The following is a 12,412-nucleotide window of genomic DNA, read 5'->3' on the forward strand; positions in this document are numbered from 1 at the left end:
ACGACGGCGCGCTCGGGCGCCGCCGACCCCCTGCCCCGCGGTAGGCGGTCACCGCGTGGCAGGTCCGCCCGGTCGGCTACGCGGGGAGGAACGGGCTGGGCTTGCCGTGCCAGGAAATGCGCCATACGTCGCGGGCTCGGGTGGTGGCGACGAAGAGCTGGTTGCGGCTCTTCATGAGCTCGCGTTCGTACCGGGTGGGGTCGGCCTTCTCGTACTGCTCGACGAGGGCGGTGCGCGGAAGGGTCCCGTCGCTCGCGCCGATGATCGCAAGCTCTTGGTATTCGAGCCCCTTGAACCGGTGCATCGTGCCGATGTGGACCTCGCCGCCCTGCCGCTCGGGCGAGGTCGTGACGGCCTTGACCCGCGACAGGCGGCGAACTGCGAGCGGACACTATCCGCAGCCGTCATACGGCCGCTCGATCTCGTCCACGGTGGTACCGCGCATCCTTCCTTCTCCCGTGTCGGCGGGGCGTGAGGAGAATTGGCGACCACACCCAGGACGATCTTGATCGGCTCGATCAGCCCAGGAAGCTCAGTCGAACCTGACGGTTGACATTGTCCTTGTTGGTGTCGACCAGGCAGACCGATTGCCAGGTACCGAGCTGCAGTCTCCCTTCGACGACCGGCAGAGTGGCATGGGGCGGCACCAGCGCGGGCAGGACGTGGTCCCGGCCGTGGCCCGGACTGCCGTGGCGGTGCTGGTAGCGGTCGTCGGCGGGAAGCAGCACATGCAGTGCGGACAGCAGGTCGTTGTCACTCCCCGCGCCGGTCTCGATCAGCGCGATACCCGCGGTGGCATGGGGCACGAACACATTGAGCAGACCATCGCGGCCGTCGGCGGTCTCCGCGAGGAACTCCTCGCAGGCGTGGGTCAGATCGGTCACGCTCTCCCCCGTGCCGGTGCGGAGTTCCAGGACGCGGGTGGTGAAGGCTTCGGGCATACCCCCATACTCCCGCCCGGCCGGTGAGATCGCGCGTCCGGGTGCCGCGGCACCGGCCACCGGCCGTCGAACGGGTCAGCTGGTGCTGCCGCGCGGCGCGCACGCCGCCGCTCGTCGCGCGGTCGCCCCGAGCCGCCGGGGACGTGCCCCGCCATCCCGTCCTGACGCCCCCTCAGCAGGGATGCTCCCCGTGGTCCGGCGGGCGCGGGCGGAGGAGACGGGTATGGCGCACGGGACACCCGCACGCCTATCCCGTATGCCCTGAGGTACGGCGAGGGGATGATCGAGCCGTACCGGGGCGTCCCCGGGCCCGTGGTCGTCGGCGGCCGCCCGGCGCCGGTAGCAACCGGGCGGGTCGGGCGGGAGGCGGGCGGTTCGGCGGGAGGCGGACGATCCGGGGCCGTCGGCGGGAAGACGCACGGCACCGCCACCGTTAGTAGAAATGTGAACAACTCCGAGGCGCGAGACGTGGACGTGGTCGTCATCGGTGCCGGACAAGCCGGGCTGTCCGGCGCCTACCACCTGCGGCGGGTGGGCCTGCGCCCCGACACCGGCTTCGTGGTCCTCGACCACGCCCCGGCGCCGGGAGGGGCCTGGCAGTTCCGCTGGCCGTCGCTGACGTACGGAAAGGTCCACGGCCTGCATGCGCTGCCCGGCATGGAGCTGACCGGCGCCGACGACGAGCGCCCGTCCTCCGAGGTCATCGGCGGGTACTTCACCCGGTACGAGGACGCCTTCGGGCTGCGGGTGCACCGCCCCGTCCATGTGCGCGCGGTGCGCGAGGGAGCGGGCGGCCGACTGCTGGTGGAGACGTCGGAGGGCCCGTACGCGGCACGGGCGCTGATCAACGCCACCGGCACCTGGGACCGGCCGTTCCACCCGCGCTACCCGGGCCAGGAGACCTTCGGCGGACGGCAGTTGCACACGGCCCGGTACCCGGGGCCCGAGGCGTTCGCCGGTCTGCGGGTGATCGTGGTCGGCGGCGGTGCGTCGGGGACCCAGCATGTGCTGGAGATCGCCGAAGTGGCGGCGGGGACCACCTGGGTGACCCGCAGGCCGCCGGTGTTCCGGGAGGGCCCGTTCGGTGAGGCGCAGGGGCGGGCGGCGGTCGCCCTGGTGGAGGAGCGGGTCCGGAAGGGCCTGCCGCCCGAGAGCGTGGTGTCGGTGACGGGCCTTCCGTTGAACGACGCGATCCGGCGGGCCCGCGAGCGGGGCGTCCTCGACCGGCTGCCGATGTTCGACCGGATCACTCCGGAGGGTGTGGCCTGGGACGACGGTCGCACCGTCGAGGCGGACGTCATCCTCTGGGCCACCGGCTTCCGGGCGGCGATCGGCCACCTCGCGCCCCTGAAGCTGCGCGAGCCGGGCGGGGGTATCGCGCTGGACGGCACCCGTGCGGTGCGGGACGAGCGGGTCCATCTCGTCGGCTACGGACCGTCGGCCTCGACGATCGGCGCGAACCGGGCCGGACGGGCCGCGGTCCGCGAGATCAGGCGGCTTCTGGACCGCGGGCCCGCGGCCCGCGGGGGTGGCGAGCGGCGACCGGTGGACCAACCGGCCGGGCAGCGGGCCGGAGAACCGGCCGTCGTGCCCGGCTGAGGCAAGCTGCCCCCCAGGGGATGGCGACCCTTCCCCGACGGGGGCCTGGGGGCAACCCGGTCACCGGGAGGTGGTGGCCGCAGACTGCCGGGAGCCTTGCCGGACTTCCGGCAGCGCCGTCGCGAGGGGATGACCGGAGGGTCAGGAGACCACCGGTGCCGGCCGGCCGTCCCTTCGCACCAGCGCCGCATAGCGCCCGTTCCGGTCGATCAGCTCCTCGTGTGTCCCGTGCTCGGCGATCCGCCCGCCCTCGAGGACGACGATCTGGTCGGCGTCACGCACGGTGGAGAGCCGATGGGCGATGGTGATCGTCGTACGTCCGGCGGAGAGCGCGTCGACGGCCCGCTGCACGGCGTGCTCCGTACGGGTGTCGAGCGCGCTCGTGGCCTCGTCCAGGATGAGCACCGGAGGGTCGCGCAGGATCGTGCGGGCGATGGCGAGCCGCTGCTTCTCACCTCCGGAGAAGCGGTAGCCCCGCTCACCCACCAGCGTGTCGTAGCCGTCCGGCAGCGCGGCGATGTGGTCGTGGATATGGGCCGTACGCGCCGCGGCCTCGATCTCGTCGTCGGTGGCGTCCGGTTTGGCGAAGCGCAGATTGTCGGCGACCGAGGCGTGGAAGAGGTACGTCTCCTGGGAGACGACACCCACGGACCGGGACAGTGTGTCGAAGTCGAGGTCGCGGACGTCGACGCCGTCGAGGGTGACCCGGCCTTCCGTGACGTCGTAGAGCCGGGGCACGAGATAGCCGAGGGTGGACTTCCCGGACCCGGTGGGTCCCACCACTGCGAGGCTTCCACCGGCCGGGACGGTGATGTCGATGTCGTCGAGCGTCGTCCCTCCCCCGGCGTCGTAGCTGAAGCCGACCTTCTCGAACCGCACCTCCCCGGCGACCTCGTCCAGCCGGACCGGGTCCTCCGGCTCGGTGATGTCCACTCGCAGGTCCAGGTACTCGAAGATCCGCTGGAACAGGGCGAGCGACGTCTGGATCTGAACGCCCGTGGACAGCAGACTCACGGCCGGACGGAACAGTCCCTGCTGCAGGGAGACGAAGGCGACGAGAGTGCCGATCGAGATCGCGGACCCGCCGGATGCCAGGGTCAGCCCCGCCGCCCAGTACAGGAAGGCCGGCATCGCGGCCATGACGATGCCGATGACGGCCATCCGCCATCGGCCGGCCATGCTGGAGCGGACCTCCAGACCGACGAGGCGCTCCGACTCGTCGGCGAAGGACCGGGTGAGCGAGTCGGCGCGGCCCATCGTACGGCCGAGGAGGATGCCGCTGACGGACAGCGACTCGGTGACCGTCGCGGCCATCGCCGCCATCTGCTTCTGCCGCTGGGTGGTGATGGCCTTGCGCTCACGGCCGACGCGGCGGCTGATCCAGACGAACACCGGCAGCAGCACCAGGGAGACGAGGGTGAGCCGCCAGTCGAGCGCGAGCATCGCCACGATCGTGGCGACGACGGCCGTCGCGTTGGAGACCAGGGAGGTCGCCGTGGACGTGACGGTCGCCTGCATGCCGCCGATGTCGTTGGCGATGCGGGACTGGACCTCGCCGGTCCGCGTCCGGGTGAAGAACGCGAGCGGCATGCGCTGCAGCCGGGCGTACACGCCGGTGCGCAGGTCGTGCATCACGCGCTGGCCGACCGTGGTGGAGATCAGGGTCTGCAGCACGCCGAAGACGCTGGTCGTCACGGCGGCGGCGATCATGCCGAGGGCGAGCAGCGTCAGCAGGCCCGTGCGGCCCTGCGGGATCGCGGTGTCGAGGATCTCGCGCAGCAGGAAGGGCGAGGCGACGGAGACCAGCGACGAGGCCCCGACGAGCAGCCCCACCACGGCGAGCCGCGTCCGGTAGGGCCGGAAGAGCCGGAGGATGCGCCGCACCTGGGCGGGCTCGGCGGGTCGCGCGGGGTCCAGCGGTCGCTCGGGAGGCGTCCAGGAGGGACCGTCGTCGTGGCGCATGGGCTCCCTCCGCGGGTCGGGGACGTACAGCTCGATGAGCATAGCTCATTGTTACCTGTACTCACAATGAGCGTGGTCCTGATATCGTCCGTGCATGACCACTCCAGGCCCCGTCCCCGACGCGGACGGCGTTCTCGCGGAGCAACTGCTGCGGCTGACGCGCCGCCTGCACCGGATTCAGCGGCAGCATCTGCAGCCGGTCGGCATCACCCCCGCCCAGGCCCGGCTGCTGCGCGTCGTCGCCCAGTACGACGCGGCCCCGCGGATGGCGGACCTGGCCGAGCGCCTTGAGGTGGTGCCGCGTGCGGTCACCACGCTGGTCGACGGGCTGGAGACCGCCGGCCGCGTCCGCCGGGTCCCCGACCCGGCCAACCGCCGCGTGGTGCGGGTGGAGCTCACCGACCTCGGACGCACCACTCTGCGCGAACTGCGCGGCGCCCGGCGCGCCGCAGCCGAGGACATCCTGGCTCCCCTGACCGCCGGGCAGCGCGAGGCGCTGGGCGAACTGCTGTCGGCGCTGACCGACGGAGGCACGGGGCCCGCCTCCCGGAAACCCTGACCGGCGCCTCCCCCTAGCCGGGGGTACGTGGCTCCTCGGTGGTCCCGGCACGGGTGAGCCGGCGCCTCCGCACCCCGCACCCCGGACGCCCGGACCGCCCGCACGGCACCCCGGGCGGTGCCCCGCGGTCGGGGCGACCGTGCCGTGGCGCACGGCCCGGAGCACACGGTCCGGAGCACACGGCCCGAAGCGCACCTCACGGCCCGCGCCACCCGGAGCGCGCCGCCGCGCGACGCGGATGAAGTGACTGGATGAAGTGACTGGGTGAGGTGACTGGGTGAGGTGACTGGGTGAGGTGACTCGGATGAAGTGACTCAGATGAAGTTCAGGGCCGCCGCAGCGCCCACTCCCCCGAGCAGCATGAACGCCGGCATCAGGACCTTCAGCTCCACCCAGCTGCCGGCCCGGAAGCGCATCCCCTTGGGCGGCCCCACGGGGTACCAGCGCTTGTTGCCGAGTGGTATGGGCCAGAGTACGGGGCAGCCCGAGACCGTCAGAGCGTCCCCGATGTCGTGCACCAGGGCGCCGAGGACGACGGGGAGCCCCAGCCACAGGTATTCCTGGCCGGGACCGGTGAAGAGCCAGTCGGCTCCGCTGCCCGGTTTGTCGAGGACGCCGGCGAGGATCCAGGCGCTCGTCGCCCCTAGCAGCCACACCAGGACGTCGCTGGACACCCGTGCCGCCCGCCACAGCAGGCCCTCGACGGCGAGCACCAGATGGACGAAGAGGATCGCGAGGACCGCCCACCGCCCCCCGGTCGCAGCCAGCGCCGAGGTGCCGCCTCCGATGAGCACCGCCCACAGCCACGTGTGGGTGAGCGTGCGGTGACCGCCGGTCCGGCGTTTGTCCCCCGGTTTCCTGGTCGCCTTGTAGACCGCGTACGAGAGCTTGTCGACCACTTCGCACAGGCCTCGGGAGACCGGCCCGAAGGCGCGGGAGATCGTCGCCGCCTTGTGGTCGAGGTCCGGCGCGAGCGCGGCGCCCGCGCAGACCAGTGCGCCGACGACCAGCACGGGCCATGGCATCGGGCGGTCCATCGCGGCCGCCGCCGCCCCCACCCCCAGCCAGGCAGCCGCCCCGGACAGGGAGTGTGCCGGTCCCATCATGCTCGTTCCCGCCCCATCTGCTGTTGTCCCGTGCCCCGTTGGGCCCTGCCCCGTTGACCCGGGCCCCGTCGGGTGACCCGGGCCCCGTCGAGCCGTACCTCGTTGCCCGTAGCTCGTAGCTCGTAGCTCGTTGCCCGGGCCGTGTTGTCCCGTGCCCCGTTGACCCGAGCCCCGTCGAGTGACCCGAGCCGTGCCGACCCGAGCCGTGCCGAGGGGACAGGCTACCGGTGGCGATCTTCGTCCCGGCGGCCGGTTCCCCGTCCCGGCGGCAGGGCAGGCAAGATGGTGGGGTGACCCTTATCGATCAGCCGCCGCCGGACGCCGACCCCGATGCCCTCTTCGAAGCCTTCACATCATGGGCCGGGGACCGGGGCATCTCCCTCTACCCGGCCCAGGAGGAGGCGCTGATCGAGGTGGTCTCGGGGGCCAACGTGATCCTCTCCACACCGACCGGCTCCGGAAAGAGCCTGGTCGCCGCGGGTGCGCACTTCGCGGCCCTCGCCCGCGACGAGGTCACGTTCTACACCGCGCCGATCAAGGCCCTGGTGTCGGAGAAGTTCTTCGACCTCTGCAAGCTCTTCGGCACGGAGAACGTCGGCATGCTCACCGGCGACGCGTCGGTGAACGCGGACGCGCCCGTCATCTGCTGCACCGCCGAGGTCCTGGCGTCGATCGCGCTGCGGGACGGCAGGGACGCCGACATCGGCCAGGTGGTGATGGACGAGTTCCACTTCTACGCGGAACCGGACCGCGGCTGGGCCTGGCAGATCCCGCTCCTCGAACTCCCCCAGGCGCAGTTCGTGCTGATGTCGGCGACGCTCGGCGACGTGTCGATGTTCGAGAAGGACCTCACCCGCCGCACCGGCCGCGAGACCGCCGTGGTGCGCTCGGCGACCCGGCCCGTGCCGCTCTCCTACGAGTACCGCACGACGCCGATCACGGAGACGCTGACCGAGCTGCTGGAGACGAAGCAGGCGCCGGTCTACATCGTGCACTTCACCCAGGCGCAGGCGGTCGAGCGGGCGCAGTCGCTGATGAGCATCAACATGTGCACGCGCGAGGAGAAGGACCGCATCGCCGAGCTGATCGGCAACTTCCGCTTCACCACCAAGTTCGGCCGGAACCTCTCCCGGTACGTCCGCCACGGCATCGGTGTGCACCACGCCGGCATGCTGCCCAAGTACCGCCGTCTCGTGGAGAAGCTGGCGCAGGCCGGACTTCTGAAGGTGATCTGCGGTACGGACACCCTCGGCGTGGGCGTCAACGTCCCCATCCGCACCGTGCTGTTCACCGCGCTCACCAAGTACGACGGCAGCCGGGTCCGTACGCTGCGCTCCCGGGAGTTCCACCAGATCGCGGGCCGGGCCGGCCGGGCCGGCTTCGACACCGCCGGCTTCGTCGTCGCCCAGGCGCCCGACCACGTCGTCGAGAACGAGAAGGCCCTCGCCAAGGCCGGCGACGACCCGAAGAAGAAGCGCAAGGTCGTGCGCAAGAAGGCTCCCGAGGGCTTCGTCGGCTGGACGCGGAACTCCTTCGAGAAGCTGATCGCCTCCGACCCCGAGCCGCTCACCTCGCGCTTCAAGGTCACCCACGCCATGCTGCTGTCGGTGATCGCGCGCCCGGGCGACGCCTTCGAGGCGATGCGCACGCTGCTCGAGGACAACCACGAGCCCCGCAGGCAGCAGCTCCGGCACATCCGCCGGGCCATCGCCGTCTACCGCTCGCTGCTCGACGGGGGAATCGTCGAGCGCCTCGACACCCCCGACGCCCAGGGCCGGACCGTCCGGCTCACCGTCGACTTCCAGCAGGACTTCGCCCTCAACCAGGCGCTGTCCACGTTCGCGCTCGCGGCGTTCGACCTGCTGGACCCCGAGTCGCCGTCGTACGCCCTCGACATGGTGTCCGTCGTCGAGTCGACGCTCGACGACCCGCGGCAGATCCTCGCGGCCCAGGAGAACAAGGCGCGGGGCGAGGCGGTCGCCGCGATGAAGGCGGACGGGGTCGAGTACGAGGAGCGGATGGAGCGGCTCCAGGAGATCTCGTACCCGAAGCCGCTGGAGGAGCTGCTCTGGCACGCGTACGGCACCTACCGGACGTCGCATCCCTGGGTGGGCGACCACCCGGTGTCCCCGAAGTCCGTGATCCGGGACATGTACGAACGGGCCCTTTCCTTCACGGAGTTCACGTCCTTCTACGAGCTGGCCCGCACCGAGGGCATCGTGCTGCGCTATCTGGCGAGCGCGTACAAGGCCCTCGAGCACACCGTGCCGGACGATCTGAAGAGCGAGGACCTGCAGGATCTGATCGCCTGGCTGGGCGAGATGGTCCGCCAGGTCGACTCCAGCCTCCTCGACGAGTGGGAGCAGCTGGCCAATCCCGAGGTGGAGACCGCCGAGGAGGCCCAGGAGAAGGCCGATCAGGTGAAGCCGGTCACCGCCAACGCCCGCGCCTTCCGGGTGCTGGTCCGCAACGCGATGTTCCGCCGGGTGGAGCTGGCGGCGCTCGACCGCGTCGGCGAACTGGGCCGGCTGGACGCCGAGTCGGGCTGGGACGAGGAAGCCTGGGGCGAGGCGATGGACGGGTACTGGGACGAGTACGACGACCTCGCCACCGGACCGGACGCGCGCGGCCCGAAACTGCTCGCCATCGAGGAGGACCCGGGGCACGGCCTCTGGCGTGTCCGGCAGACGTTCGCCGACCCGAACGACGACCACGACTGGGGCATCAGCGCGGAGGTCGACCTGGCGGCCTCGGACGAGGAGGGCCGGGCCGTCGTGCGCGTGACGTCGGTGGGCCGGCTGTGAGCCGCCGCGCGCCTCTCCTGCCGCACGTCCGCAGCGGCAGGCGGGCCCCACGCCGCGGGGCGGATCAGTCCGTGCCCGGGCCCGGGGGGTCCACCAGAGCTGCGGCGAGGGCCGTGTAGGCGTCTGCCGTGGCGGGGCGCAGCCTGCCGAGGGCGGGACTCGGAGCCGAGGCGAGGACATGGTCGAAGGGAACGATGACGGGTCGCCGTCGCCGGTCGAGCAGTCGTACGGCGACGGTGCCGTCCGCAAGAGGCTGCAACCCCCCGCCGAGCCGTGTGACGATCACCAAGGCATCGGCCGCCAGCCGCGGGTACCCCACTTCGCCGATCTGGGCGAGTCGGGCGGCGGCGGCCCCGATGGATTCCTCGGTCGCGTTGCAGCAGACCAGCACTCGATCGGTCAGCTCCAGAACGGCATCCGCCGTGCGGTCGAGTCGCGGAGGCGCCCAGTCGGTGAGGATCATCGGATAGTGCCGGTCCGCCACCGCCATGATGCGGCGGTACTCTTCCGTGTAGGCGGGGCTCGGCACCGTGTGGGTCGGGCTGTGGGCCAGCACCTGGAGTCCGTGCGGCGTCTCGCTGGTCAGGCGCTTGAACTCTTCGTAGGAGCTGTCCCCGGGCAGGGCGGCGGCCTCCCTCAGTGTGGCGCGGTTGCGGTGCGAGAGCCGCCTGCTGAGTTCCCCCCGCGCGGGCGCCCCGTCCAGGGCGAGCACGGGTTCGTCGCGTACCGAGGCGAGGACCGAGCCCAGCACGATGGTGGTGGTCGAGCGTCCGGCCAGGGGGTGCGCCCCCACGAGAGTGACATGGCGGCTGTGGCCGAGTGGGGTTCGGATCCTCTCCAGCAGTTCCGCATGCTCCGTCCGCGAGGGTCCCCATCGTGCCGCGCGCCGGCCGATACGCGGTGCCGGCCTTCGCACGGGCGGTGCCGGGCGGAATTCCAGCGGAACCCGGTTGCCGGCTTCGGCGCCGGACGCGGCGACGACCGCGCGGGGCGGCCCCGAGCCGCGCACCGCGGGTCCTGCCAGAGCCGAGGCGATCGACACGTATCGCGCCAGGACCGCGGCGACCTCGCTCGCGGAGGGCCGTCGGCCGGGGTCGTGGTCGACGCATCGGAGGACGAGTTCTCTGAGCGGGGCCCACGTGTCGCCCTGCCAGAGTTCCATGCCGTCCGTGAGGTAGTGCCTGGAGCGGTTCTCCTTGCTGCCGACCGCCCGGAGGAGGTCCCCGAGCGCCTGAACACTGGACGCCTCGTCGGGCGGTGGGCCCTCGCCCGTGTACTCGCCGTCGACGGAGCAGTCCGACAGGCCCATGAGCATGACCGAACGGTCCAGGACGACGATGGATTCCGGTGAGAGGTCGGCTGGGTGCAGTCCCTTCAGATGGCACAGGCTCACGGCCCCTGCGAGATGCCAGGCCAGTGTGATGCTGGTGAGCACGTCAAGCGGTGGCCGAGGGTCGGGTGAGGTGAAGGGGAGCACGTCGGCGAGTCGTGGGGGACCGGCTGCGTGCGGCTTCGGGCTCCCGGCGAGTTCGGTCGCCGTCCAGGCCGGGCGCCCCGACAGCTCTTGTCCGAGAAGCCGCGGAGCGTAGCGGCCGTCCATGCGCTCCAGTGCCTCGGCCTCCGTGGCGAGAAGCCGAACCAGCGAAGGGGGCATGTCGGGTCGGACGACCCGCACCGCGGCCCAGGCTCCGGCGTCGTCCTGTCCGAGGTAGACGATGGTGCGTCGCCCCACCCTGCGCCTGGTGAGCCTGTAGGGACCGATGCGCGCGGGATCGTGCGGGGTCAGCGGCGCCCATGTCCCGGCCGGCGTGCGCTCCTCGCGTGCGGTCTCCTCGAGCGGCGCCGTCGGGCGCAGCGAGACTCCGAGTCGGGCGAGCAGACGGCGCTCGATCACGCTGAAGGACCGGAACGCCTCCGGAAGGTCGTCGTCTCCGTCGGGATGGACGAGCCACGCGGGGAAGTCCGGTGAGCGTCCGGCGAGTTGCTCCAGGCGCCGGCCGATGCTGCGTCCCGTGCGCAGGAGTTCGTCACTCGGGACGGCGTCGAGCAGTGCTCCCTTCGCTTCCTCCGGGAAGTCGAACACCCTGTGCTGAGGCGGCAGGGGACCGGGCACCGGCGCCGGACTGGGACGCAGCACACCGCCGAGGAAGACCTCTGCCAGATGCGCCGTCCCGGCGCGCCACGGCACTGTCGCCAGAACCAGGCGCATCACCGGGACCGAGACCGGTGACACCGCGGCGACATGGGCGGCGAGGCGGTAAGCCTCCGGGGTCGCGGCATCACGGAACCGCTGCAGCCCGCGCTCTTGCGGCAGCCCTGCGGTTCTGCCGCGTGGGCGGGTGAGCAGCGGGAGTTCGAGAGTGGTCCCCGGGGACGCGACCAGATGGGCCCAGTCCCCGAGGGAGCGGGCCGTCGGCTCGAGTACGGGCACGGGAATCCCGGTGAAGTCCGCGACACCGGGTGGCAGCACCCGGTCCGTCACCGTCCAGGACGCGCCCGCGCTTCCCCTGCGGCGTGTGGTGGCCTGCCAGCGATCGGCCTGGATGCCGGAGCCCTCCCAGAGAGAGGTCGGCAGGGCGTGCACGACCGAGACCGGTCCGCTGCCGGACCAGGTCTGCAACACGTCGTGCATGGAGCCCGTGCGCCACGCGGCACCCATTCCGTCGCTGACCACGAGGATGAGCGTCTGGCCCGAGGGGTCCGTGAGGACCGACGGCGACATCGTCGTGGAGGAGGGGTCGAAGGGCTGTCCGCGCAGGGAGGGGAGGGCCCGGCGGCTGTCGAGGCCGTGTACGCGGACCGAGCGGAAGGCGCCGAGCCTCTGCATCAGGGTGCGCAGTTCGGCGACGAGCCGATGCCAGAGCAGCATCGAGAGACCGTCGTCGACGAGCAGGACGAGGTGAAGCCACCGCTCACGCGCGGGCCGGGTGACGACGTCGGGCAGTCCGGTCTCGGCGAGCGCCGCCGCGGTGGCGGCCTCGTCGACTTCGTGGTGCCGCAGACTGGGGCGCCGCTGCTTCAGCGGGCGCAGCGCCCGGCCTATGAGCAGTTCGTCGCGGAGCGCCTTGTCTTCGGGTACGCGCAGGGGCATGGCGCGCTTCTCCCGCGGACGACCGCCGGTGACAGCGACCGGATCGGGCCGGGACGGAACGGCGCGCTGTGCCGCCGCGTGGAGTGCGGGGCTACCGTCGTCGACGGGCCGGTCGCCGAGCCGATCGGCCTGTTCGCAGGGCGTGTTCGGCGTGCCGCTCCCGGTATCGGGGGCGGGCCGGGCCGCGGGCCGCTGATCGGGCCCGGGTCCGTTCAGCGGCAGCCGCTCGTCGGCCGGGAGCCTTCCGGCGAGCCACAGGACGTCGAGCAGTTCCTGCGGATCGAGTTCCAGGCCGGCGCCGCGGAGTACCCGCAGTACCCCGCGGAGTCGATCGTCCGCCACCGCACGCA

The 12,412-nt window shown here is 72.0% G+C and carries 7 protein-coding genes and 1 pseudogene; 3 read left to right on the forward strand and 5 right to left on the reverse strand.

Translation table 11 applies throughout. From position 1 onward, the window contains the following. Nucleotides 1-76 precede the first annotated feature (76 nt). A pseudogene (locus DDQ41_RS10420) lies at nucleotides 77-328 on the reverse strand (3'-5' exonuclease); the annotation flags it as partial. 190 nt (nucleotides 329-518) lie between these two features. Continuing rightward, nucleotides 519-941: a secondary thiamine-phosphate synthase enzyme YjbQ gene (locus DDQ41_RS10425; RefSeq protein WP_109294248.1), complete on the reverse strand. Its 423-nt coding sequence runs from the start codon at nucleotides 939-941 to the stop codon at nucleotides 519-521. A gap of 444 nt (nucleotides 942-1,385) precedes the next feature. Here DDQ41_RS10425 and DDQ41_RS10430 point away from each other — a divergent pair, with 444 nt between their 5' ends. Then, nucleotides 1,386-2,540, forward strand: coding sequence for an NAD(P)-binding domain-containing protein (locus DDQ41_RS10430; protein ID WP_109294249.1), 1,155 nt, complete (start codon nucleotides 1,386-1,388; stop codon nucleotides 2,538-2,540). Nucleotides 2,541-2,681: 141 nt separating this feature from the next. Here DDQ41_RS10430 and DDQ41_RS10435 read toward each other — a convergent pair whose 3' ends face one another. Continuing rightward, nucleotides 2,682-4,502 (reverse strand): ABC transporter ATP-binding protein, encoded by a 1,821-nt coding sequence (locus tag DDQ41_RS10435; protein ID WP_162602782.1) that lies wholly within the window; start codon nucleotides 4,500-4,502, stop codon nucleotides 2,682-2,684. Nucleotides 4,503-4,596: 94 nt separating this feature from the next. Here DDQ41_RS10435 and DDQ41_RS10440 point away from each other — a divergent pair, with 94 nt between their 5' ends. Then, nucleotides 4,597-5,061 (forward strand): MarR family winged helix-turn-helix transcriptional regulator, encoded by a 465-nt coding sequence (locus DDQ41_RS10440; RefSeq protein WP_017949362.1) that lies wholly within the window; start codon nucleotides 4,597-4,599, stop codon nucleotides 5,059-5,061. Between the two features lie 314 nt (nucleotides 5,062-5,375). On the opposite strand, the gene DDQ41_RS10445 is transcribed toward DDQ41_RS10440, so the two are convergent. Then, nucleotides 5,376-6,167, reverse strand: coding sequence for a metal-dependent hydrolase (locus DDQ41_RS10445; protein WP_109294251.1), 792 nt, complete (start codon nucleotides 6,165-6,167; stop codon nucleotides 5,376-5,378). Nucleotides 6,168-6,457: 290 nt separating this feature from the next. Here DDQ41_RS10445 and DDQ41_RS10450 point away from each other — a divergent pair, with 290 nt between their 5' ends. Beyond that, nucleotides 6,458-8,971, forward strand: a complete 2,514-nt coding sequence (locus tag DDQ41_RS10450) for a DEAD/DEAH box helicase (protein WP_109294252.1) — start codon at nucleotides 6,458-6,460, stop codon at nucleotides 8,969-8,971. Nucleotides 8,972-9,035: 64 nt separating this feature from the next. Here DDQ41_RS10450 and DDQ41_RS10455 read toward each other — a convergent pair whose 3' ends face one another. Continuing rightward, a complete protein-coding gene (locus DDQ41_RS10455; protein ID WP_109294253.1) occupies nucleotides 9,036-12,404 on the reverse strand; it encodes an SAV_2336 N-terminal domain-related protein in 3,369 nt (1,122 codons plus the stop codon). Nucleotides 12,405-12,412 lie beyond the last annotated feature (8 nt).

The organism is Streptomyces spongiicola, assembly GCF_003122365.1.
Taxonomy (GTDB): Bacteria; Actinomycetota; Actinomycetes; order Streptomycetales; family Streptomycetaceae; genus Streptomyces; species Streptomyces spongiicola.

Excerpts from the sequence above, each read along its gene's own strand:
- DDQ41_RS10425 (WP_109294248.1), bottom strand. The coding sequence starts at position 941 with ATGCCCGAAGCCTTCACCACCCGCGTCCTGGAACTCCGCACCGGCACG.
- DDQ41_RS10435 (WP_162602782.1), bottom strand. The coding sequence starts at position 4,502 with ATGCGCCACGACGACGGTCCCTCCTGGACGCCTCCCGAGCGACCGCTG.
- DDQ41_RS10440 (WP_017949362.1), top strand. The coding sequence starts at position 4,597 with ATGACCACTCCAGGCCCCGTCCCCGACGCGGACGGCGTTCTCGCGGAG.
- DDQ41_RS10445 (WP_109294251.1), bottom strand. The coding sequence starts at position 6,167 with ATGATGGGACCGGCACACTCCCTGTCCGGGGCGGCTGCCTGGCTGGGG.